26 protein-coding genes are annotated in these 21862 nt (G+C 41.8%); all 26 read right to left on the bottom strand.

Annotated features, from left to right (window positions below; translation table 11 throughout):
* On the bottom strand, nt 1-783 hold the full coding sequence (locus AAZR19_RS09345; protein WP_024424149.1) for an isoprenyl transferase: 783 nt from the start codon (nt 781-783) through the stop codon (nt 1-3).
* Nucleotides 784-913: 130 nt separating this feature from the next.
* Nucleotides 914-1471 (bottom strand): ribosome recycling factor, encoded by a 558-nt coding sequence (gene frr, locus AAZR19_RS09340; RefSeq protein ID WP_024424150.1) that lies wholly within the window; start codon nt 1469-1471, stop codon nt 914-916.
* A gap of 1 nt (nt 1472) precedes the next feature.
* Nucleotides 1473-2195, bottom strand: a complete 723-nt coding sequence (gene pyrH / locus AAZR19_RS09335) for a UMP kinase (protein ID WP_008344767.1) — start codon at nt 2193-2195, stop codon at nt 1473-1475.
* Nucleotides 2196-2329: 134 nt separating this feature from the next.
* Nucleotides 2330-3211, bottom strand: coding sequence for a translation elongation factor Ts (gene tsf / locus AAZR19_RS09330; RefSeq protein ID WP_024424151.1), 882 nt, complete (start codon nt 3209-3211; stop codon nt 2330-2332).
* A gap of 91 nt (nt 3212-3302) precedes the next feature.
* Entirely contained in the window at nt 3303-4037 is a 735-nt protein-coding gene (rpsB, locus tag AAZR19_RS09325) for a 30S ribosomal protein S2 (RefSeq protein ID WP_024426991.1), read from the bottom strand.
* Nucleotides 4038-4192: 155 nt separating this feature from the next.
* Nucleotides 4193-4732, bottom strand: a complete 540-nt coding sequence (locus AAZR19_RS09320) for a hypothetical protein (protein WP_041109013.1) — start codon at nt 4730-4732, stop codon at nt 4193-4195.
* A gap of 21 nt (nt 4733-4753) precedes the next feature.
* Nucleotides 4754-5521 carry a FliA/WhiG family RNA polymerase sigma factor gene (locus AAZR19_RS09315; RefSeq protein WP_024424154.1) on the bottom strand — a complete coding sequence of 256 codons (768 nt, stop codon included), beginning with the start codon at nt 5519-5521 and terminating at the stop codon, nt 4754-4756.
* 24 nt (nt 5522-5545) lie between these two features.
* Nucleotides 5546-6046: a chemotaxis protein CheD gene (locus AAZR19_RS09310; RefSeq protein WP_024424155.1), complete on the bottom strand. Its 501-nt coding sequence runs from the start codon at nt 6044-6046 to the stop codon at nt 5546-5548.
* Nucleotides 6046-6672: a chemotaxis protein CheC gene (locus AAZR19_RS09305; RefSeq protein ID WP_024424156.1), complete on the bottom strand. Its 627-nt coding sequence runs from the start codon at nt 6670-6672 to the stop codon at nt 6046-6048. The genes AAZR19_RS09310 and AAZR19_RS09305 overlap by 1 nt, the downstream gene beginning before the upstream one ends.
* Before the next feature lie 12 nt (nt 6673-6684).
* Nucleotides 6685-7146: a chemotaxis protein CheW gene (locus tag AAZR19_RS09300; protein WP_024424157.1), complete on the bottom strand. Its 462-nt coding sequence runs from the start codon at nt 7144-7146 to the stop codon at nt 6685-6687.
* 24 nt (nt 7147-7170) lie between these two features.
* Entirely contained in the window at nt 7171-9198 is a 2028-nt protein-coding gene (locus tag AAZR19_RS09295; protein ID WP_041109011.1) for a chemotaxis protein CheA, read from the bottom strand.
* A 5-nt stretch (nt 9199-9203) separates the two neighbouring features.
* Nucleotides 9204-10277, bottom strand: coding sequence for a protein-glutamate methylesterase/protein-glutamine glutaminase (locus tag AAZR19_RS09290; protein WP_075623043.1), 1074 nt, complete (start codon nt 10275-10277; stop codon nt 9204-9206).
* Nucleotides 10274-11179, bottom strand: a complete 906-nt coding sequence (locus AAZR19_RS09285; protein ID WP_434703155.1) for a MinD/ParA family protein — start codon at nt 11177-11179, stop codon at nt 10274-10276. Before AAZR19_RS09285 ends, AAZR19_RS09290 begins: the two co-directional genes overlap by 4 nt.
* Nucleotides 11173-12291, bottom strand: coding sequence for a flagellar biosynthesis protein FlhF (gene flhF / locus AAZR19_RS09280; RefSeq protein WP_076839572.1), 1119 nt, complete (start codon nt 12289-12291; stop codon nt 11173-11175). The genes AAZR19_RS09285 and flhF overlap by 7 nt, the downstream gene beginning before the upstream one ends.
* Nucleotides 12291-14324 (bottom strand): flagellar biosynthesis protein FlhA, encoded by a 2034-nt coding sequence (gene flhA, locus AAZR19_RS09275; protein WP_041109003.1) that lies wholly within the window; start codon nt 14322-14324, stop codon nt 12291-12293. Before flhA ends, flhF begins: the two co-directional genes overlap by 1 nt.
* Before the next feature lie 29 nt (nt 14325-14353).
* Nucleotides 14354-15442, bottom strand: coding sequence for a flagellar biosynthesis protein FlhB (gene flhB / locus AAZR19_RS09270; protein WP_056766440.1), 1089 nt, complete (start codon nt 15440-15442; stop codon nt 14354-14356).
* Nucleotides 15439-16218, bottom strand: a complete 780-nt coding sequence (fliR, locus tag AAZR19_RS09265; RefSeq protein WP_024426982.1) for a flagellar biosynthetic protein FliR — start codon at nt 16216-16218, stop codon at nt 15439-15441. The genes flhB and fliR overlap by 4 nt, the downstream gene beginning before the upstream one ends.
* A gap of 6 nt (nt 16219-16224) precedes the next feature.
* Nucleotides 16225-16494, bottom strand: coding sequence for a flagellar biosynthesis protein FliQ (gene fliQ / locus AAZR19_RS09260; RefSeq protein ID WP_003211206.1), 270 nt, complete (start codon nt 16492-16494; stop codon nt 16225-16227).
* 16 nt (nt 16495-16510) lie between these two features.
* Complete coding sequence (fliP, locus tag AAZR19_RS09255) at nt 16511-17176, bottom strand: flagellar type III secretion system pore protein FliP (protein ID WP_008354479.1); 666 nt, start codon at nt 17174-17176, stop codon at nt 16511-16513.
* Complete coding sequence (fliZ, locus tag AAZR19_RS09250; protein WP_025092584.1) at nt 17169-17828, bottom strand: flagella biosynthesis regulatory protein FliZ; 660 nt, start codon at nt 17826-17828, stop codon at nt 17169-17171. Before fliZ ends, fliP begins: the two co-directional genes overlap by 8 nt.
* An 18-nt stretch (nt 17829-17846) precedes the next feature.
* The gene (locus AAZR19_RS09245) at nt 17847-18209 is read right to left on the bottom strand and encodes a response regulator (RefSeq protein WP_007499584.1); all 363 of its coding nucleotides are present in this window, start codon (nt 18207-18209) and stop codon (nt 17847-17849) included.
* Between the two features lie 27 nt (nt 18210-18236).
* Complete coding sequence (fliY, locus tag AAZR19_RS09240; RefSeq protein WP_326148691.1) at nt 18237-19358, bottom strand: flagellar motor switch phosphatase FliY; 1122 nt, start codon at nt 19356-19358, stop codon at nt 18237-18239.
* Nucleotides 19348-20346 carry a flagellar motor switch protein FliM gene (gene fliM, locus AAZR19_RS09235; RefSeq protein WP_024424167.1) on the bottom strand — a complete coding sequence of 333 codons (999 nt, stop codon included), beginning with the start codon at nt 20344-20346 and terminating at the stop codon, nt 19348-19350. Before fliM ends, fliY begins: the two co-directional genes overlap by 11 nt.
* 32 nt (nt 20347-20378) lie before the next feature.
* Nucleotides 20379-20807 carry a flagellar basal body-associated protein FliL gene (gene fliL / locus AAZR19_RS09230; protein WP_024424168.1) on the bottom strand — a complete coding sequence of 143 codons (429 nt, stop codon included), beginning with the start codon at nt 20805-20807 and terminating at the stop codon, nt 20379-20381.
* A complete protein-coding gene (locus AAZR19_RS09225) occupies nt 20804-21019 on the bottom strand; it encodes a flagellar FlbD family protein (protein ID WP_008344794.1) in 216 nt (71 codons plus the stop codon). Before AAZR19_RS09225 ends, fliL begins: the two co-directional genes overlap by 4 nt.
* A 37-nt stretch (nt 21020-21056) precedes the next feature.
* Nucleotides 21057-21851 (bottom strand): flagellar basal body rod protein FlgG, encoded by a 795-nt coding sequence (gene flgG / locus AAZR19_RS09220; RefSeq protein ID WP_034281786.1) that lies wholly within the window; start codon nt 21849-21851, stop codon nt 21057-21059.
* Nucleotides 21852-21862 lie beyond the last annotated feature (11 nt).

The raw sequence follows: 21862 nt of genomic DNA, 5'->3' as shown, positions 1-21862 counted from the left end.
CTAAATTCCACCGAACCTCCGGCCGCGGCGCTGGTACTCTCCGATAGCGCCTATAAGGTGCTCATCAGAAAAGTCAGGCCAAAGCACATCCGTAAAGACAAACTCGCTGTACGCAATTTGCCAAAGCATAAAGTTGCTTAATCTAATTTCTCCACTCGTGCGAATGAGCAAATCCGGATCTTGAAGAGATTCTGTCATTAAATAAGCTGAAAACATCTCTTCTGTGATGTCTTCTGCTCGAAGCTTACCTTCTTTGACCTTTTCAGAAATTTGTCTGCATGCGGAGACGATTTCTGTGCGCCCTCCATAGTTTAGCGCAAAATTCAAAACGAGCCCGTCGTTATTCGCCGTACTCTTTACTGCGTTCTCTACCGCTTTTTTCGTATGCTGCGGGAGGCCGTCTGGATCACCTGTTAAACGCACACGGACATTCTCCTCGATGAGTTCAGGCAGGTAGATGTTTAAAAATTCTTCAGGAAGTTTCATTAAAAAGTCTACTTCTAGTTTTGGACGTTTCCAATTTTCCGTAGAGAAAGCATACAAAGTCAGCACTTTGACATTCAGCTCATTTGCAAGCTTTGTCATGCGCTTGACGACTTTCATTCCTTCATGATGACCTGCTACCCGTGGAAGAGCACGTTTTTTCGCCCATCTTCCGTTCCCATCCATGATAATGGCGATATGTTCAGGAATTTCTCCATTTAATATGTCTTCTTTTGTTAGGCTTTCTAAGTTGGAAGCTGCTGTTTGCTGATTCTTCCAATTTTTGAGTATATTGAGCATGAGATTCCTCCATCACCCAAAAAGGTTGCGTTCCCGCTAAATAATATAGTCATCAACAGTATTAACAAAAAAACCCCCTGTAAACATGAAGAGGGTCTTTTCACTATTATCTATTGTACATAGTTTTTTCTTAAACTTCCATGATTTCTTTTTCTTTATCTTTCGTCACGTCATCAATTTTAGCAACATATTCATCTGTCAATTTTTGAACATCCTCTGTCGATGATCTTAATTCATCTTCAGTGATCTCCCCATTTTTCTCAAGCTTTTTCAAATCATCGTTTGCATCACGACGCACGTTACGAACAGCTACTTTTGCTTCTTCTGAGTATTTTTTTACGACTTTCACAAGCTCTTTACGTCTTTCTTCTGTCAGCGCAGGAATCGCAATGCGGATCACATTTCCGTCACTTGTTGGCGTGATGCCAAGATCAGACTTTTGGATCGCTTTTTCGATATCACCGATTGCTGTTTTATCGTAAGGTGTGATAATCAGCATACGTGCTTCTGGCACTGTGATCGACGCAATTTGGTTAAGCGGTGTTTGTGCACCGTAATAATCCACTGTCACTTTATCAAGCAGTGAAGCATTTGCACGGCCAGCACGAACAGTTGCAAGCTCACGTCCGTATGCTTGTACGGCTTTTTCCATTTTTTCTTTCGTTTGGTTCAACACTTCTTTTGACACGTTATTTCCCCCTCACGATCGTTCCGATTGATTCGCCGTTTACGGCACGTTTAATATTTCCTTCTTCCATAATGGAGAAGACGATTAATGGAATGTCATTGTCCATACATAATGAGGACGCAGTAGAATCCATTACAGCAAGCCCTTCTTTAAGTACATCAAGATATGAAAGCTTATCATATTTTACTGCATCCGCATCTGTACGAGGATCAGCACTGTAGACACCATCTACATTATTTTTCGCCATTAAAATGACATCTGCTTCAATTTCTGCTGCTCGAAGTGCTGCCGTAGTATCTGTAGAGAAATAAGGGTTTCCTGTTCCAGCAGCAAAAATGACGACACGTTTCTTCTCAAGATGACGGATCGCTTTTCTTCTTATGTATGGCTCTGCAACCTGTCTCATTTCAATAGAGGTTTGCACTCTAGACTGAATGCCAAGCGTTTCTAGGCTGTCCTGTAACGCCAGTGAGTTCATCACTGTTGCCAGCATCCCCATGTAGTCTGCTGTTGCACGGTCCATTCCTAGATCACTGCCTGTCTTCCCGCGCCAAAGGTTTCCTCCGCCTACAACGACTGCAACTTCAACATCAAGCTCTGCAATTTCTTTTACTTGCTTTGCAATTGATTGAATGACAGTTGGGTTAATTCCATTTCCAGCATCACCCGCTAGTGCTTCGCCACTTAGCTTCAGTACAATGCGATTATATTTCGGTTTGCTCATGATAACCTCCAAGTGTATACTATACCGTCTCTTATTATGCGTAAGAAACTGCCTTTTGTAAATCAATATCCTCTAAAAAATAGGGAACACAGTGCTTGTGCTCCCTAAAAAAGCCCCAGAGAGCTTTTCAAACATTATTTTTTCACTTGGCTCATAACTTCTTCAGCAAAGTTGTCTTGACGTTTTTCGATACCTTCGCCCACTTCATAGCGAACATAAGTTTGAACAGTTGCGTTTTTCGCAGCTACAACTTGTTTCACTTTTTCATCTGGGTTTTTAACGAACGCTTGGTCAAGTAAGCAAATTTCTTCGAAGAATTTGTTTAGACGGCCTTCAACCATTTTAGCTACGATGTTTTCAGGCTTTCCTTCTTGAAGCGCTTGCTGTGTTAGTACTTCACGCTCACGGTTTGCTTCTTCTTCTGACACTTGGTCACGAGAAATGTATTTAGGGTTTACAGCTGCAACGTGCATTGCGATGTCTCTTGCAAGCTCTTCGTCAGTTGTTCCATTAAGAACAGCTAACACACCGATACGTCCGCCCATGTGCAGGTAAGAACCGAATGCAGCATTATCTTCTTTTGTGATGACAGAGAAACGGCGTAGAGTGATTTTCTCTCCGATTTTCGCAATTGCAGATGTGATATGCTCTTCGACTGTTGAACCGTTTTCCATTTTAGAAGCATGAGCTTCTTCAAGTGTTGCAGGTTTAGCAGCAAGCAAATGATCAGCAAGTTCGTTAAGAAGTGCTTGGAATCCTTCGTTTTTCGCAACGAAATCAGTCTCAGAGTTCACTTCTAGGATCACGCCTGTGTTGCCGTCAGTTTTGATAAGAGTTAATCCTTCTGCCGCAATACGGTCTGCTTTTTTCGCAGCTTTTGCGATTCCTTTTTCTCTTAGAAGGTCGATTGCTTTCTCGATGTCACCATCAGTTTCTGTTAACGCTTTTTTACAGTCCATCATACCTGCACCAGTTTTTTGACGCAGTTCTTTAACTAATTGAGCAGTAATTGCCATTTTACATTTCCTCCTTCTATGTTAAAACACGGATTACTAGGTGAAAAAAAGGTGATAAAAGGCATTTCCCTCTTATCACCTTTTGAATAGGTTACGCAGTTGTTGTTTCAGTTTCTGTCGTTTCTTCTACAACAGCTTCTTCTTCGCCTTGTTTAGACTCAAGAATCGCATCTGCCATTTTAGCAGTTAGAAGTTTTACAGCACGGATTGCATCATCGTTTGCAGGGATCACAACATCAATTTCGTCTGGATCACAGTTTGTGTCAACGATACCGATGATTGGGATATTCAATTTACGAGCTTCTGCAACTGCAATACGCTCTTTACGAGGGTCGATAATGAAAAGTGCATCCGGAAGACTCTTCATGTCTTTGATTCCGCCTAGGAATTTTTCAAGACGCTCTAATTCTTTTTTCAGTTGAACGACTTCTTTCTTAGGAAGAACTTCGAATGTACCGTTTTCTTGCATTTTTTCAATATCTTTTAAACGTTTAATACGTTTTTGGATTGTTTCAAAGTTTGTTAAAGTTCCACCAAGCCAGCGTTGGTTCACATAGAACATACCAGAACGGATTGCTTCTTCTTTCACTGAATCTTGTGCTTGCTTTTTCGTACCAACGAATAGGATTTTTCCTCCGTCAGCAGCAAGGTTTTTCGTGAAGTTGTAAGCTTCCTCTACTTTTTTCACCGTTTTTTGAAGGTCGATGATGTAGATACCGTTACGCTCTGTAAAGATGTAACGCTTCATTTTTGGGTTCCAACGGCGAGTTTGGTGACCGAAGTGAACACCAGCTTCTAGCAATTGTTTCATAGAAATAACTGACATTTTGTTGCCTCCTAATATAATGGTTTTTTTTCCTCCGCTTAAGTCATGTTCACATAAAACTGCGCCACGGCAGCACCTTTATACGAATCATTAAGCGTGTGTATTTAACACCAAGAAATAATATAACACATGATGGACTGACAATCAAGAATCCTTTACAGCTTTCCGCTAAATTTTAATAAAAGCTCGATTTCTGTCTTGCCAGTTTTCATTTCTTTCGCTATTTCTTCTAGTGACCGCCCTTCATCATATAGGGTCTTCACTTGGTCCTCGAATGTTTCTTCTATTTCACTTTTAGAAGGCAGAGAAGCCTCTGTTTCAAGTTGTGGAACGGGGTCGTTTACCTTCTCTTCCTGCACCTCAACTTCGCTAAGGAGAGCCGACAGGTGCTCTGGTACGGGATCTTCACTTTCGACCGATTGCTGGGATTCAATTGGTGGTTGTGGCTGCTTTGGTGTCTGAAGATCCGATTTCAGCTCTTCAGCAGAAAAATCAGGGGAAGCGGCTGCCACTTTTGATAGTTTGTCATTCTCTTCTTTGACCTCCATCAAAAATGCAGCCAGGGTATTTTCCGTTTCTTCTAGAAGTTCTCGCTGCTTTTGTTCTGTTGCCTTCAGCGAATTCATTCTCGTATATAAAATAATCACAAAATAAATAAGTGCAGCATGAAGCATGAAGCTAATCAGCCATAACATATTTTTTCACTCACTAACTCTTTAAGATTGAATGGCTTTATCAAGCAGATGCTTAAGCTTGAACAAGGCCTTTGAATGAATTTGCGAAATGCGCGAGGTAGATAAATTGAGCACTTGACCGATTTCCGTTAATGTCAGTTCTTCTTTATAGAAAAGACTGATCACAAGCTTTTCTTTTTCTGAAAGCTCTGTGATTTTTTCAGAAAGCTGTTCAATTAATTCATCTTTCAGCATTTTCTCTTCTGGAGTCACAGACTTCTCGTCGCGAATCATGACTTGGACGTTCTCTCCGTCTTCTTGATCATGCAGCTTCTCATCGATTGAGAGCAGATTTGCAAAGAATCCTTCATTCATCGTTGTGACGACATCCTGTTCACTCATGCCGAGTTCCTCAGCCACCTCTGTCGGCGTCACATTACGCAAATAACGCTGTTCAAGCTTTTCAATAGCCGCTTCTACTTTTTTTGTTTTTTCTCTTGATGTACGAGGCAGCCAGTCCTCTTTACGAAGACCGTCGATAATGGCCCCGCGGATTCTGAAGGATGCATATGTATCAAACTTCAGATCTCTTCCGGGATCAAATTTTTCAAGGGCATCATATAAACCGAGCATCCCTAGACTGATCAAGTCTTCTTTATGCACTGACTTCGGGAGACCGATGGAAATTCTTCCAACATGATATGTGACGAGCGGCATATAGCGGCGCATAAGATCATCTCCAGCAGCTGGGTCTTTCCACTCTTTCCATCTAGCCCATAGCGCCTGATCTTCGTAATTTAAGGATTGCATCTTTATCCCCCTATACTTCCTTAGTTATATCTTCATAATGCCTTGCTTCACAGTACGGATCTCAAGCTCTGCCGTAAGCGGATCGAATTCAATCGTACGGCCACTGTTTCCGCCTGTATCCTCACTAATAATCGGGATATGATGAAGAGACAGATGTTCTTTTACAGCTGAAACGTTTCTAGGTCCAATTCTCATTAGATCATTGGTTGACTTAAACTTAAACATTTCCGCCCCGCCGGCAAGTTTTGCCTTTAGCGCATGTTTGCGTGCGCCTGCTTTTAAGAGCAGATCAATTGTATGCTTGACACCTGTATCTGCATATTTAGCCAAATTCTCCACCGCCCCTTTTGAAAGAGAGGAATCTGGAAGCATAACATGGACAAGGCCTGCCAGCTTTTTGTCTTGATCAAACAAGACAAGCCCTACGCAGGAACCAAGACCGGATGTCCGAATACGGTCCGGTGATTTAACAAGCTGAACATCCGCAATACCAACCTTTACAACTGCCGGAATTTGCACGTTCATTATAGGTTACCTAATGCTTTGAATAGTTTTTCAAACGATTCAAAGTCTGGTAATAGAAACATATTTCCTTTCAGCTCTTGCTTATTTTGATCATCAAAAATAGATGTATCAATCACAATCGCCTGATCGCCAAGAGGACTGAATTGCATCAACCCTTCACTAATGACAGCCCCGAACATATCGAGCGTGACATCTGGAACACTTGGGTAAAGCTGCAATTTGGTTAAATCGGCAAGCGCTGATAAATAAGAGCCTGCTAAAATATTTCCAAGTTCATGAAGTGCTGACGTCCCCATCTCATGTTCATGAATCGTATCAATATCAAATGCCGGATCCTGGACAAGCTCTCTTACAAATTGCTCTGCTTGCTCAAACGGCATAATGAAAAAGATTGAGCCGGTTAAATCCCCTTCCATTCGCAGGAAAATGCTTGCAACAGGAAGGTCTGCACCGCCAAAGAAATCCATTAAATCTTCAAACGAGAGAACCTTGACAAAAGGAACAGCCATATCTATTTTGCGATCCAATAGGTTGGCAAGAGCAGACGCTGCGTGGCCTGCCCCGATATTCCCAACCTCTCCTAAAATATCTAGCTGTTCATCTTTAATTTCGTTGAAAATGCTCATTTCACATCCCCCTTAATGAACAGGTGCACCTTGAACGCTCTTGTCGAGGACAGCACCGGCATGAATGATATTGAAAAGACGCTGATCATGCTTAATGATACCTGTCACCCATGACTGTCCTTCTTTTTCAGCTGATTCAGGAGAAGATTCTACTTCTTCCTGATGGACGGTTATGACATCATTTGCTTCATCAACAATCCAGCCGACTTCAATGTCACCAACTTGTACAATGATCATTCTTGTTTCATCTGTAATTTCGTTGTCAGTAGAGCCAAGTCTGACTCTCAGGTCAATGACAGGTGTCACGACACCGCGTAAATTAATAACACCGCATATATAAGGGGCAACGCCAGGAACTCTTGTCGGCTGCTGCCATTTTTCAATGGACTTTACTTCTGATACTGAAATGGCGTATTCTTTTTTGTTTACGATAAACACAATCATCTTTTCGCCAGTTTTGATATCTGTACTCATTTCAGACCGCTCCTCTATTGTTTTTTACTTGATCAGTGCATTACAGTCAACGATGAGTGCAACTTGACCGTCACCTAGGATCGTTGCGCCGGATATCGCAAATACGTTTGGCAGATAATCTCCTAGTGATTTCAATACAACCTCTTGCTGACCAATAAATGAATCGACCACAAATGCTGTCAGCTTGTCTCCTTTACGAACAACAATGATGTGCAGCTCTTCCTCTAATTCATTCGCATTTGGTACGTTGAATTGTTTCTTCAAGTACACGACCGGTACGATAAATCCGCGGAAATCAATCACTTCACGATCATGCGTTTGCAGGATGTCACTTTTCTTAATGACAGCCGTTTCAATAATAGAAGAAATCGGAATCGCAAATGTTTCCTCTTCTAGTTTTACAAGAAGAACGGAAATAATCGATAATGTAAGCGGAAGCTGGATCGAAAATAGTGAACCCTGTCCTTCTGTTGAGTTAATGCTTACAGATCCGCCAAGTGATTCCAGCTTGTTTTTCACAACGTCAAGACCTACACCGCGGCCTGAGATGTCAGAAATCGTATCAGCTGTAGAGAATCCTGCTGCAAAGATCAATGAATCAATTTGATGATCTTCAAGTGTTTCTGCTTCTCTTTCTGTGATAACCCCGCGCTCTAATGCTTTTTCAAGCACCTTTTTACGGTTAATTCCGCCACCATCATCTTCTACTTCAATGAAGACATGGTTTCCGCTATGGTACGCTTTTAATAGAACCGTACCTTTTTCCGGCTTGCCTTTTTTCACACGTTCTTCTGGTGATTCAATCCCGTGATCTAGACTGTTTCTGAGTAAGTGCAAGAGCGGATCACCAATCTCGTCGATCACTGTTCGATCAAGCTCCGTCTCAGCACCCTCAATAATCAGCTCAATTTTCTTATTAAGCTCTTTCGTCAATTGACGAATCATACGCGGGAATCTGTTAAAGACAGTTTCCACAGGTACCATTCTCATGTTCAGGATGATTGATTGCAGGTCTCCAGAAATACGAGTCATTCTTTCGACTGTGTCTGTGAGTTCGTTATTTTCTAGTTCTTTCGCAATCTGTTCTAAACGGCCTCTATCAATCACAAGTTCTTCAAAAAGATTCATAAGAGAATCAAGACGGTCGATGTTGACACGAATTGTTTTCGTTCCGCCGGCAGCTGCACCGTTATTGCCATTTGCTTTTGGCGCATCATTTGCTGGCGCTTTCGCAGCAGGAACCGATACTTCTTCTTTTTTCTGTTCAGGCTGCGCCTCTTGCTTTTCAGCCGGAGCTGCTTCTTCAAATGCGGAGACTTCAGAGATCTCAACCTTCTCAACCTCTGAGATCGCCGTGACGATTTTCTGCACTTCGTCCATCGGCTGTTTAGAAAGATAAGAAATGCTGAATTCAGATTCAAAATCTTCTGATTCTAACAGTTCTGCATTTGGAACAGTTTTGACAACCTCGCCTGCTTCATTTAATCTTTCAAAAATCATATAGACACGAACGGCTTTTAGTAAGCACGCTTCGCTTAATGTCACGTTAAGTTCATAGCATTTAAAGCCTTGCTCTCTCGCTTCATCAAGAACCGTTCGTTCAAATTCGTTATAATCTAAGTCATTAGCAGCAGCTGATGCATCTGCTGTTTCAACGCTAGAAGCTGCCTCAGCATGGCTTCCTGTCACATCTAGCTTTTTACTAATCTCTGTGACATCACGTTTCCCGTCTCCTCCTTCTGCAATCGATTGAACCATTGCTTCAAGATGATCGAGTGCTTCGAACATCGTATCCATTGACTCAGGAGTGACAATCATTTGTTCATTACGGATAGCATCAAACATGTTTTCTAAATGATGCGTTAAGTGAGCCATATCATCAAAGCCCATCGTTGCACTCATGCCTTTCAATGTATGAGCCGCTCTGAATATATCATTCACTAGCTGCAAGTCGGTTGGGTTCTTTTCTAAATCAAGAAGTTTTTCATTACAAGTTTGTAAGTGTTCTCTGCTTTCATCTAAAAAGATATCTAAGTATTGGTTTACATCCAACGTGTTCACGCCCTCTCTTTTTTCATGGAGCTTATAATTGCATGTGCGATGTCATCCACATGCCTTGTTTCATGTGCAAGGCCTGCTTTAATGACTGATTTAGGCATTCCGAAAACAACACATGATTCTTCTTTTTCTGCAATGACTTTCGTATGACCGCTTGCGACCATTTTTTTGACACCTTCAGTACCGTCACTGCCCATACCTGTCATAATGACAGCGATTTTCTCGTAACCCTTTATGCTGCTGATGGATTCAAATAAATAGTTAACAGATGGCTTGTGCCGGCTTTCCGTGTCTTCAGGGGACAGCCTGATAACAAGTGACCCCCCTTGGTCATGAAGTGACATATTCATTCCACCAGGAGCTATGTAAGCCACTCCATTTTTCGCGATGTCTCCATCTTGCGCTTCTTTAATCGTAATTTGTGATAAATGATCTAACCTAGTAGCAAGTGATGCCGTGAATCCTGCTGGCATATGCTGCACAATCAATATAGGTGCCTCGATGTCCTTAGGCAGCTTCGTTACGACTCGTTGAAGTGCCCTTGGTCCTCCTGTAGATGTTCCGATAGTAATAATCTTTCGGAGTGAGCTGCCTTTTAATGGTTGCAGCCGGGGTGAAGCCACTGGACTTGGCGGCTTTATCACCGGTTTAGGAGACACCTTCTCTTCAGTGCGTTTCCTTGACAGTCCTGCTGCAAGTACCCGCTCTACAATTTGCCCCCTCACTTTGTGCAAATCGAGCGAAATACTTCCCGAAGGCTTTGTCACAAAGTCAAAAGCACCGAGTTCTAAGCAATGGATGGTTAAATCTTTTCCTTGCTTTGTCTGGCTTGACACCATAATCACGGCAAGGTCGTGTTCAGCCAGAATTTGTTTTAATGCTTCTGTCCCATTTAAAACAGGCATTTCCACATCTAACGTGACAACATCTGGATTCAGTTCCTTGATCCGTTTTAAGGCATCTTCCCCATTTCGCGCCGTTCCGACGACTTCTATTTCTTGCTCGGCACTTAGAAAATCACTAATGAGCTTTCTCATAAAGGCCGAGTCATCTACTACTAGCACTCTAATCATGAGTCCACCTTCCTCCTTTTAAAAAAAGAGGACAACTTATCTATAAACGTATGCTGTTCTCTCCGTGCCTCTCTTATCTGCTGATGATATAGTGTTTCTGCCAGCATCTTAATCGTTTTACTCAGCCTTGAATGAGGCTGCTTCATATAAAATGGAATTTGTTCTGATACTGCTTTAGGAACCGCAGGATCTTCAGGCACAGCGCCAGCAAATACAAGTTTTCTGTGAAGAAAAGATGTGACCACTCCTGCTAATTTCCGGTAGGTTTCAGACCCTTCTGACGGGGTTTTGCACCGGTTAACAATGATTTGAACAGACCGTTCAAACTGATGAATGGCTAAGTGTTTGATCGCGCTGTAGGCATCCATGATGGATGTTGGCTCTGGCGTAGTCACAACGACCACTTCTCCTGCTGATAAGACAAAAGGCAGCTGATCTTTTGACAAGCCGGCTCCCATATCAAAGAAGATACAATCGAAGTCCTGCATTATTCTTTCCATCTCTTCCAAAAAGAACGACCATTGATCTTTATCTAAAGAAAACAGCTGTTCAAGCCCGCTTCCGCCAGAAATGTAATATAGGTTGTCCGTTCCTTTTGTCATGGCTGCTTGGAAGGATTTTTTTCTAACGAGAACATCTAATATAGAACTAGTCGATGTTTTCCCTAGTAAAATATCAATATTCCCCATCCCAAAATCAAGATCGATCACTAACACTCTTCTCTCTGTACTTGCAATAGACAGTGCCATATTCAGGGTCAAATTCGATTTACCTACCCCGCCTTTACCGCTCATGACGGCAATGGTTTTTACCTGTCCGCTACCGTTAAGAGGAGCCGGTGTGATGATTTGACTCTGCTGAACTAGTTTTCTTAATCCTTCTGCTTGGTCGGGCTTCATGATTGTAAAACCATCCTTGTAAGTTCAAGAGGCGAGCCTTCAAGAATATCCTCAGGCACATTTTGACCATTTGTTAAAAAACCAAGTTTGATTTGAGAGTCAGCAATGATTTGAAAAATGGTTCCCATCGTGTCCGTTTCATCTACTTTTGTAAAAATGAATTGATTGATTGGAACGTGCTCAAAGCGTTTGACCATGGCTTTCATGTCTTGATACTTCGATGTGGCACTCATCACGAGAAAACTTTGAATGCTCTCATCGAATGGAATAATGTCGGTCAGCTCTTTGATATACGCTTCTTCTTTAAAGTTACGACCTGCTGTATCGATGAAGATATGATCATACTCTTTAAAGGTCTCTTGGGCTTTTACATAATCCTCTCTTGAATAACAAACCTCAAGCGGTGCATTCAGCAGTTCAGCATATGTTTTCAGCTGTTCGATCGCTGCTATCCGGTACGTATCGGTTGTAATAAAAGCGATTTTCTTTTGCTGTTGAATGGCCGTTTTAGCAGCCAGCTTTGCAATCGTTGTCGTTTTACCAGCTCCGGTAGAACCGAACAGTACAATGTATTTTGAAGAAATCATCGGCTCATCAGAGGTTTTAGCTGGCAGCATATCTGTCAGCAGTTGTTCAAGTTCTTTTTTTATGTGATCTTCTTTAACCACGCCCTTTGTTAAAAGACCCTTCAGGCATTCGTCTCGAATGGCATCATCAAGCCCTTGATCCTTTAGCTTTTGATCGATTGATATGAGAGGATCAGGCAAAATACCCGCATGCCGTTCATTCCTCACATATTCTAAAGGCTGAGTATGAGAAGGCGCTGGTTTCGCCGCCTTGGGAGCAAATGAAGGCTCTTCGGGCAGCTGTTGAACTTGTTCCTTTTTTGGTAATACTGGAAGAGGCGGCGCAGGGTTTAACCCTTTACCAGCTCTTTCTTCGAAATCTTGATCCAGCACTGCAATCACTTCGACCATTTGCTGTTTCTTCAAACCGAACAGTTTGCGTTTGACAACGGTTTTAGAATTTAAAATAACGGCATCTTTCCCAAGCTGCTGCCTGATTTGAATCGTTGCCTCCTGCATAGAATTTGCTGTGATTTTTTTCATTTTCATTAGATATCCACCACTCCGATGCTCTGTACTTCCACATTCGCTTCTAGTTCGTTATAAGATAGTACCGGTAAATCTGGGAAATATCTTTCTAACAACTGCTTAACGTACATTCTTATAGGAGGTGAGCATAATAGAACCGGCGTTTCCTGACGAAGCGAAAGCTGTTCAATTTCTCTCGCCACTGATTGAATCACACTTTCAGAGGATTCTGGATCTAACGATAAGTAGTTTCCATGCTCTGTCTGCTGAACGCTGTCTGCAATCACCTTTTCTACTCGGCCTGAGCATGTCACGACTTTGAGTGATTCATTTTCTCTTGCATACTGTGCGGTAATCTGTCTTGCGAGCGCCTGTCTCACATACTCTGTTAATAAATCAGTATCAGTCGTTAATTTTCCGTAGTCTGCAAGCGTCTCAAAAATGGTGACAAGGTTTCGGATAGAGACCTTTTCTTTCAGCAGCTTCGCCAGTACTTTTTGAATATCACCGACTGCCAGCGGATTTGGCGTTACCTCATCCACTAAGACAGGATAACTTTCTTTCAGATGATCGATTAATTGCTTCGTTTCTTGGCGTCCGAGCAGCTCGTGTGTGTTTTGTCTAATCTTCTCTGTGATGTGAGTAGACACAACAGAAGCTGGGTCCACAACCGTATAGCCTAGCATCTCAGCCTGATCTTTTTCTGCTTCTGATATCCATTTAGCCGGCAGACCAAAGGATGGTTCGATTGTTTCAATTCCTTCAATCGGATCATCATCAGGCGTTGGGGACATCGCTAAGTAATGATCGAGCAGCAGCTCACCTTTTGCTACTTCGTTCCCTTTAATTTTCAACCGGTATTCATTTGGGTTCAGTGCAATATTGTCCCTGATCCGGACGACTGGAATGACAAGACCAAGTTCGAGGGCAAGCTGCCTTCGGATCATCACAATTCGGTCTAACAGGTCACCGCCCTGATTTGCATCAGCGAGCGGGATCAGGCCGTAGCCAAATTCAAATTCAATGGCATCCATTTGCAGGAGATGAATAACGCTTTCTGGACTTTTCATCTCTTCTACCTCTGCTTGTTCCTCTAGTACCTCTTCGATTTCTTCTTGGTCTTGTTTGTTTTTCGACATCATGTATGCGCCAAGGGCAAGTAAACCTGCGATCGGCCCTGTCAAAAGGATGCCGATTGGAGTAAAGAGCCCAAGAAGGAAGATCGTGCCTGCTGTCACATAAAGCATGGCTGGGAATGCAAAGAGCTGCCCTGTAATATCTGATCCAAGGTTTCCGTTAGAAGCAGCTCTCGTCACGACAATCCCTGTTGCCGTTGAGATGAGGAGTGCCGGAATTTGCGAAACGATTCCGTCCCCTACCGTTAATAGGGTAAAGTGGGAAGCTGATTCTTGAATCGACATTCCTTGCTGAAGCATTCCGATAATGATTCCAAATATAATATTGATGATGACGATGATAATACCTGCGATGGCGTCCCCTTTAACGAACTTACTGGCACCATCCATCGCTCCATAAAAGTCTGCTTCTCTCGCTACTTTTTCACGGCGGTTTCTTGCTTCACTTTCGGTCAGCATTCCTGCATTTAAATCTGCGTCAATACTCATTTGTTTACCTGGCATCGCATCGAGTGTAAATCTTGCCGCAACCTCTGATACACGCTCTGCCCCTTTTGTGATAACAATAAACTGAATGATGATCAGGATAAGGAAAACAACAAGACCAACGAGGACATTTCCTCCAACAACAAATGAACCGAACGTTTCGACAACCTTTCCAGCATCTCCTGTTGAAAGAATAGAACGTGTTGTAGAGATGTTTAGCCCTAAACGAAACAGCGTTAAGAGCAAAAGCAATGATGGAAAAATTGAAAATTGCAGTGGTTCTTGCATGTTCATTGTGGTGAGAAGCACGATAAGCGCAAGAGAAATATTAATAATGATTAAAATACTTAATAAAATGGGCGGAAACGGTATGACCAGCATCGCCACAATTAAAATAACACTGAATAAAACAGATAAATCTCTTGCTGACATGCCTGTTCTCTCCTTTTAAAACCAAAAATTCATAAAATCTTTTGTTTCGTTTTATAGACGTAAGCTAAAATTTCTGCGATGGCCTTAAAGTATTCTTCCGGCACCGCTTGGTCGATGTCGACCTGATCATAGAGCGCGCGGGCAAGCGGGCGGTTCTCTACAGTCATGACATCATGTTCTTTCGCAATCGTTCTAATTTTCAAAGCCAAAATATCCGTACCCTTTGCCACAACAAAGGGCGCATCCATTTTTTCTTCATCATACTTTAAAGCAATGGCATAGTGGGTTGGGTTTGTAATGATGACGTCCGCTTTTGGGACTTCCTGCATCATTCGTCTCATGGCCATTTCCCGCTGACGCTGTTTAATCTTTGATTTGATGAGCGGGTCACCCTCTGATTTTTTATACTCATCTTTGATGTCTTGTTTCGACATCCGCAAGTTTTTTTCATAATCAAATTTCTGATACATATAATCAAGCCCTGCCAAAATCAAAAGAGCACCAGCAGCATACAGCCCCATAATTAAGGTCATATTTGCAACGAAATGAAGGGTTTCCTCTGCTGTTAATAAAGGAAGCCGCAGAATTTCGTCAAAGTGCATCCAAAGAGCAATAAATGTCGCAAAGCCAACAAAGCCAATTTTCAAAATGGATTTTAATAGCTCTACGAGGGCTCGAATACTGTAAATCCGTTTAAACCCTTTGATTGGGTCAAGCTTTTCTAATTTCGGTTTGATCACTTCTGCCGAAAAGAGAAAGCCGACTTGTAAATAGTTACTGATAATCCCCGCCAGCATGCCAACACCAAGGATTGGCATGAGGAGGAGCCCTGTTTCCTGAAGCAATTCCAAGAATAGTTGATGAATATTAGATGTGCTAACCTTCATTAGCATAGTTGTTGAATAAAAACGTTCTATGAGCGCGATAATCCGCTCTTTCATAAAAGGCCCAATAAAAAAGAATGATAAAAAGATTAATAGAAATGAGATGGCTGTATTGACGTCGGTACTTTTGGCAACCTGTCCTTTTTTACGTGAATCCCGCCTTTTTTTTGGCGTTGCTTTTTCTGTTTTTTCACCTGCGAAAAATTGCAAGTCTAGTCTAAGCCTTGTCATCATGACGAACCACCGACCAATGCTAAGAAATTCCTCATGGTGAGTACAATCGTTTCAAATGTATTTTGGACAACACCGAAGATGACGCCCATACAGATGATGATCATAATAAAACTCACACCCATTTTAATAGGAAGTCCAACCACAAATACGTTCATTTGCGGAACTGTACGTGCCACAATCCCCAGCGCCAAATCGACTAAAAACAGACTTGCCACGACAGGTGCCGAGATTTGAAAGGCGATGATAAACATTTGGTTGAAGCTTTTTGCGATAAAGTAAGCAAAGGATTCACTGCCGAAATTCAGCGCGTATTGATCAACTGCAATGTATTGAAAGCTGTAATAGATTCCATCAAGCAGCAAGTGATGTGCGTTTGTTGCCAGCATCAACAGCAATGTGACCGTATAAAAAAACTGTCCCATCAGCGGTGTCTGCGCCCCTGTTTGTGGGTCAATAATATTGGCAATCGCAAAACCCATTTGAAAATCAATGAATGAGCCGGCAATCTGAACAGCGGACACCATGATGTATGCAATCAGCCCAAGCAGAAGTCCGACCATTGCTTCTTTCACCGCAAGCATCATATAAAGACCGTCTATGTCGAGTGCTGGCGGTTCTTTTATGGTGCTAAAACTAATGACAGCTAAAAACAGTGAGAATCCAACTCTGTGTACAGCAGGGATCGTTCTATGCGCTAAAAGCGGTACTGTCACAAAAAAAGCGGTGATCCGAATAAAAACTAAAAGAAAAGCAGGGAATAATTCTATGATTGACATCGCTTGTTAACCTGCAAATCGATCTAAATTCGAGAACAGCTCTGTCGTAAAGGACACGATTGTTGAAAGCATCCATGGACCAAACACAACAAGCCCAATGAGTACAGCAACAATCTTAGGAATAAACGCAAGCGTCTGTTCTTGAATTTGGGTTGTCGCCTGAAACACACTGACAATCAGTCCCACAATAAGTGCGAGCGCTAGAAGCGGTCCACTCACAAGCAATACTACATACACTGATCTTTCAGCCATCGTAATGACAAATTCTGAACTCATGTTTTAAGCACCTACTCTAAAAGCTTTGCAGCAAAGATTTAACTATCAAATACCATCCATCGACTAAAACAAATAACAATATTTTGAAAGGGAGCGATATCATAACCGGCGGAAGCATCATCATCCCCATTGACATCAGAACACTTGCGACCACCATGTCAATAATTAAAAATGGAATAAAGATCATAAAACCAATTTGAAATGCCGTCTTTAATTCTGAAATGGCAAAAGCGGGAACCATCGCCGTTAATGGAATATCTTTAATCGATTCAGGTGTATCCATTTTTGCGTAGCTAAGAAATAAAGCCAAATCTTTCTGTCTTGTATGTTTACTCATAAACTCTTTAATAGGCACTTCGGCTTTTTCATACGCCTGATTTAACGTGATGTCATCATTTAAAAGCGGCGTCAGCGCCTCTTTATTAATCTGTGAGAACGTGGGCGCCATGATAAAAAATGTGAGAAACAACGCAAGTCCAACAAGCACTTGGTTTGGCGGCATTGAGTTGGTTGCAAGTGATGTTCTGACGAATGAAAGAACAATCACAATCCGTGTAAAACACGTCATTAAAATGAGAATGCCCGGTGCAACCGAAAATACAGTTAAAAGTAATAGAAGACGGACAGATGTGCTGATATTTCCTGCACCGCTGGAATTAAATAAATCGATAAACTCATTCATTTTGTTTCGGGCCTTTCTTTCTGACTTCTGATTGGGTCTTTTTCAATTCGGCTAGCTGCGCCTTTAAATTGGCTGAAAAAGAAGAAGTGGTCGGCTGATCATGTTTCTTTACCTGCGATGTGAATTTTTGAACCATTTTTGGTAAATCGGTTTTGCTTTCCATCGCCTCTTCATATTGTTTCACGATTGCTTCACATTCTTGTTCATCATCAATCTCTTTTAACAGCTGGATTGAGTCTGCTACGCCGACAACTAATACTCGTTTGCCCACTTTGATCAGCTGGACTGAACGGTTTTGTCCGACTGTCGTTCCGCCAATATTTTCAACATATCGAAATGGTTTGAGTAAGCGGTTTTGCTTACCAACAAATCTCACCAATCCATAAATAAGCAGGATGACAAAAAGTAAGGCACCAATCATTTTGACAAAATCCATAATGGAGACAGAAGAAGAGGGAACTTCTTCTGCCGGATTCGTTTGATTGTCAGTGGTTTTCTTCTCTGTATCCTTTTTGCTTTCTTTCTCACCCTTGAGCCAGTCATTCACTGTGCCATTCTCAGGATCTTTCGTTTCGGCAAACAGTGAGGCAGGCTGCATCGTCAAGAAAAGCATAAAACTGATCATTGCTATACATATCAAACGTTTTTTCAACAAATCTTACACCCTTTTTTAGCCTAACGTTTTATTAATTGCTTCAAGTACGCGGTCTGCCTGGAATGGCTTCACGATAAAGTCTTTTGCACCTGCTTGGATCGCGTCAATAACCATTGACTGCTGTCCCATAGCAGAACACATGATGATTTTTGCAGAAGCATCGATTTGTTTAATTTCTTTTAGTGCAGTGATTCCGTCCATTTCTGGCATTGTGATATCCATTGTGACAAGATCAGGAGATGTTTCTTTGTATTTTTCAACTGCTTGTGCGCCGTTTTCTGCTTCTCCTACTACATCAAATCCGTTTTTTACAAGAATATCCTTGATCATCATTCTCATGAATGCTGCATCATCTACGATTAATACCTTAGTAGCCATTTACTTATTCTCTCCCTATATGTTTGTTTATTTTAAATTAGAAAGTCTTTCTGACTGACTTAAAATATCAGTCACACGAACACCAAAGTTCTCATCAATGACAACGACTTCCCCTTTGGCGACGATTCGTTTGTTAACTAGAATGTCTACTGGCTCACCAGCAAGTTTGTCCAGTTCAATGATACTTCCAGCTGAAAGCTCAAGAACTTCTTTCACACTGCGCTGAGTTCTTCCAAGTTCCACCGTAATGGAAAGCGGAATGTCCATCAGCATATCAAGGTTTCCAAGCTGGCTTGTTGTATGCTGAGGCTCACTGAACGATTCAAATTCAACTGGCGCCACATTTACAGGTGCTGCCGCCTTTGGCTTCGCCTGTCTTTTCGGCGGTGCTGCTTGCTGCGCTGGGGCAGACTGCGTTTGCGGAGCTGCCGGCTGAGGTTCAGGTGCACTCACTTCTTCTTGAACCGGCTCTTCTTCTTGCGCAGGATCTGTTAATTCTGCAATTAAATCCTTCGCAAATGTAATAGGATAAAGCTGCATAATATTTGAATCGATGAGTTCACCTATTTTTAATCTGAAGGATACTTTGACAAGCATTTCTTCAGCTGGAATGCGGTCTGTCCCTTCTCCTTCTTTCACATCAAGTAATTCGACGCGCGGCGGAGAAATATCAATCTTTTTATTAAAGACAGTCGACATGGATGTCGCAGCAGAACCCATCATTTGGTTCATTGCTTCTTGTACTGCACTTAAGTGAATTTCACTTAAAGAAGGGTCAGCATTTGTCCCGTCTCCGCCCATCATTAAGTCCGCAATAACTGCTGCATCTGTTTGCTGGACGACAAGCAGGTTACTTGCGCTGAAACCTTCCGTATAATTCACTTCAATAGCGACATACGGATGAGGAAATTCCTCATTCAGCATACTTTTTTGAATCACTGTAACAGTTGGAGTTGTAATCTCCACTTTTTGATTTAATAGGGTTGAAAGTGCTGTTGCAGAGCTGCCAAATGATATATTTCCGATTTCTCCAATGGCATCTTGCTCCATTGCAGAAAGGATTGTATCAGGCTCTATATCGTCATTGCTGCCTCCTTTAAGGAGCGCATCGATTTCGTCTTGTGATAATTTACTTCCGTTATTCTCCATCTTCTTCACCTCTTATGTCGTGATCTAGAATTTGAATCGCCTGTTTCCGATTCACGCGGCCGGCCTGTCCCAAGAATTTCGGTTTATTTCCGACCATAACAGTAAGAGGCGCATTTACTGGTTTGTCCAAGGCAATACAATCACCAATTTCCAAATTCAAAAACTCTTCCACCGTCATTTCCGATTGTCCCAGCTCTGCGACTACCGGTATTTTTGCCTTCATAATCCGTTTTTCAATGGCCTTTGTTTCTTGCTGTTTTGGTTCATTTCGTTCAGACTGCATCCAGTAGTGTACAGACAGCTTCGGAATAATAGGCTCTAATACAACGTGAGGAATACATAGGTTAATAACCCCGCTTACCTCGCCAATCTGTGTATTAAGAGAAATGACGACAACTGTTTCGTTTGGTGACACCATTTGAACAAACTGGGGATTTACCTCGAAATCTGCCATTTCAGGCTCGATGTCGGTTATGGACTGCCACGCTTCTCTGTAATTTTCCAAAGCTCCCTCAAACATGTTTGAGATAATCTTTGTTTCAATTTCTGTAAGTGATTCTGTCTTATTATGACTAATGCCAATCCCGCCCATCAGCCTGTCCATCATCGCATAGCCGATTGTTGGGTTTACTTCAAGCATGATTCTTCCTTCAAGCGGGCTGACATAAAATAAGTTTAATAATGTCATATTAGGAATCGAACGAATAAATTCTTCGTATGGTACTTGGTCAACCGAGCTGACAGTAATTTGAATATATGATCTTAGCTGCGCTGAAAAATGCGTGGTGAGCAGTCTAGCGAAGTTATCGTGAATCCTTGTTAAACTTCGAATCTGGTCTTTTGAAAAGCGCAGTGCACGTTTAAAGTCATACACCTTCACTTTTTTCGTCGTTTCCTCTTTTTTCAGCTCTTCTGCATCCATTTCGCCTGTTGAGATGGCGGATAATAATGCGTCGATCTCATTCTGGGAAAGCACTTCTCCTGACATTTCTTCACCTCCATCGCGTTAATTAATCGCCTCTATTGCAGATTAAAGGAGGTTATATATACTTCTTTCACCTTGCCATCTTGCAAATAGTTATTCACTTTGTTTTTGACTTGTGTTTTAAAATGTTCTCTGCCTTTTTTGCCATCAAGTTCATCTGCATTCGTGTCTGATAAAATGTCGATTACAGCATCTTTTACCTGGAAACTTCTTTTCTCAAGCTCTGATTTTGCTTTTTCAGAGTCCGTTTCAATATTCAGGACAAGTTTGACAGCATTTCCTTCAGATTTTAAATTGGTGATAATCTCAGGAATTTCAACAGAAGCTTTTACAACTTCATCTGCTGTTGGCTCTTTTTCGGCTTTTGCTTCGTCTGACCCATTCAGCAGAAAAAAGATGCCTGCTCCAATTCCGACGATGGCAATAATCATGATTAGCATTACTACGACTAATTTCTTCTTCATTCAAACTCCTCTATTCCTTGATTCAATGAAATGACTTGGATTTTTCTGTAGAAAGAAATGATTTTCTCTTGAAGCTGCTCTTCATCTTCTTTCACAACGAATTTCTTTCCATTGGCCAAAGTAATGGTCGTGTCTGGAAAACTTTCGATTTGCTCGATATGGAGAGCGTTCAGCATAAATCCTTTGCCATTTAATCTTGTCACTTCAATCATATTAAGCAGAGAAGCGAGCATCCGCTCCCCCTACCTCCTATCGTTTCAGATTCACAAGCTCTTGCAGAATTTCATCAGATGTTGTGATCGTCTTTGCATTCGATTGGAATCCACGCTGCGCGATAATCATTTCGGTAAACTCATCTGTTAAATCAACGTTTGACATTTCAAGTTTCCCTGTTTGAAGTTCACCTGTTCCTTGACTTCCAGGAGCGATGGCATTACTTGGCGCACCGGAACTGAGCGTTTGGCGGTATAGGTTATCCCCAACTTTATCTAATCCTCCTGCATTACTGAATGACACAAGTGATACTTGCCCAACAGTACGAGAAACGTTGTTCTCAACAACAGAAACGGTCCCATCTGGCCCAACACTGACACTTGACACATTGTCGCTTGGAATGTTGATTCTTTGCCCATCCATGCCAAGTAGATAGTTTCCATCAGGTGTTGCCAAATCCCCATTTGAATCAGGTTTGAAGTTCCCTGTTCTTGTAAATAGGATTTCACCTTGCTTTTGAATGCGGAAAAATCCATCTCCATTAATATAGAAATCAAATGGTTCGTCTGTATTTTGAGAAGAACCTGATTTCATGATTTTATCAATAGAAGATAAAGAGGACCCTAAACCAATTTGTTTTGAGTTGATTGAACCAGAGTTGTTCGTTGGTCCACCTGAGCTTGAAATTGTTTGGCTGACCATATCTTTAAACGTGATACGGCTTTTTTTGTATCCGTGTGTATTGACGTTGGCTACGTTGTTGGCTACCACATCTAATTTTGATTGGAAGTTTTTCATTCCGCTAATTCCTGAGTAAAGTGAGCGTAACATTTATTTTCCTC

Origin of the sequence: Bacillus sp. Je.9.29.b (assembly GCF_051129925.1) — a bacterium.
Classification (GTDB): Bacteria; Bacillota; Bacilli; order Bacillales; family Bacillaceae; genus Bacillus; species Bacillus safensis.
This window is presented reverse-complemented; position numbering and strand designations above follow the sequence as displayed.

What these genes read in the sequence shown, in the direction of transcription:
- AAZR19_RS09345 (WP_024424149.1), bottom strand. Translation starts at nt 783, where the DNA reads ATGCTCAATATACTCAAAAATTGGAAGAATCAGCAAACAGCAGCTTCC.
- pyrH (WP_008344767.1), bottom strand. Translation starts at nt 2,195, where the DNA reads ATGAGCAAACCGAAATATAATCGCATTGTACTGAAGCTAAGTGGCGAA.
- tsf (WP_024424151.1), bottom strand. Translation starts at nt 3,211, where the DNA reads ATGGCAATTACTGCTCAATTAGTTAAAGAACTGCGTCAAAAAACTGGT.
- rpsB (WP_024426991.1), bottom strand. Translation starts at nt 4,037, where the DNA reads ATGTCAGTTATTTCTATGAAACAATTGCTAGAAGCTGGTGTTCACTTC.
- AAZR19_RS09320 (WP_041109013.1), bottom strand. Translation starts at nt 4,732, where the DNA reads ATGTTATGGCTGATTAGCTTCATGCTTCATGCTGCACTTATTTATTTT.
- AAZR19_RS09315 (WP_024424154.1), bottom strand. Translation starts at nt 5,521, where the DNA reads ATGCAATCCTTAAATTACGAAGATCAGGCGCTATGGGCTAGATGGAAA.
- AAZR19_RS09310 (WP_024424155.1), bottom strand. Translation starts at nt 6,046, where the DNA reads ATGAACGTGCAAATTCCGGCAGTTGTAAAGGTTGGTATTGCGGATGTT.
- AAZR19_RS09305 (WP_024424156.1), bottom strand. Translation starts at nt 6,672, where the DNA reads ATGAGCATTTTCAACGAAATTAAAGATGAACAGCTAGATATTTTAGGA.
- AAZR19_RS09300 (WP_024424157.1), bottom strand. Translation starts at nt 7,146, where the DNA reads ATGAGTACAGATATCAAAACTGGCGAAAAGATGATTGTGTTTATCGTA.
- AAZR19_RS09290 (WP_075623043.1), bottom strand. Translation starts at nt 10,277, where the DNA reads ATGATTAGAGTGCTAGTAGTAGATGACTCGGCCTTTATGAGAAAGCTC.
- flhF (WP_076839572.1), bottom strand. Translation starts at nt 12,291, where the DNA reads ATGAAAATGAAAAAAATCACAGCAAATTCTATGCAGGAGGCAACGATT.
- flhA (WP_041109003.1), bottom strand. Translation starts at nt 14,324, where the DNA reads ATGTCAGCAAGAGATTTATCTGTTTTATTCAGTGTTATTTTAATTGTG.
- flhB (WP_056766440.1), bottom strand. Translation starts at nt 15,442, where the DNA reads ATGATGACAAGGCTTAGACTAGACTTGCAATTTTTCGCAGGTGAAAAA.
- fliR (WP_024426982.1), bottom strand. Translation starts at nt 16,218, where the DNA reads ATGTCAATCATAGAATTATTCCCTGCTTTTCTTTTAGTTTTTATTCGG.
- fliQ (WP_003211206.1), bottom strand. Translation starts at nt 16,494, where the DNA reads ATGAGTTCAGAATTTGTCATTACGATGGCTGAAAGATCAGTGTATGTA.
- fliP (WP_008354479.1), bottom strand. Translation starts at nt 17,176, where the DNA reads ATGAATGAGTTTATCGATTTATTTAATTCCAGCGGTGCAGGAAATATC.
- AAZR19_RS09245 (WP_007499584.1), bottom strand. Translation starts at nt 18,209, where the DNA reads ATGGCTACTAAGGTATTAATCGTAGATGATGCAGCATTCATGAGAATG.
- fliY (WP_326148691.1), bottom strand. Translation starts at nt 19,358, where the DNA reads ATGGAGAATAACGGAAGTAAATTATCACAAGACGAAATCGATGCGCTC.
- fliM (WP_024424167.1), bottom strand. Translation starts at nt 20,346, where the DNA reads ATGTCAGGAGAAGTGCTTTCCCAGAATGAGATCGACGCATTATTATCC.
- fliL (WP_024424168.1), bottom strand. Translation starts at nt 20,807, where the DNA reads ATGAAGAAGAAATTAGTCGTAGTAATGCTAATCATGATTATTGCCATC.
- AAZR19_RS09225 (WP_008344794.1), bottom strand. Translation starts at nt 21,019, where the DNA reads ATGATTGAAGTGACAAGATTAAATGGCAAAGGATTTATGCTGAACGCT.
- flgG (WP_034281786.1), bottom strand. Translation starts at nt 21,851, where the DNA reads ATGTTACGCTCACTTTACTCAGGAATTAGCGGAATGAAAAACTTCCAA.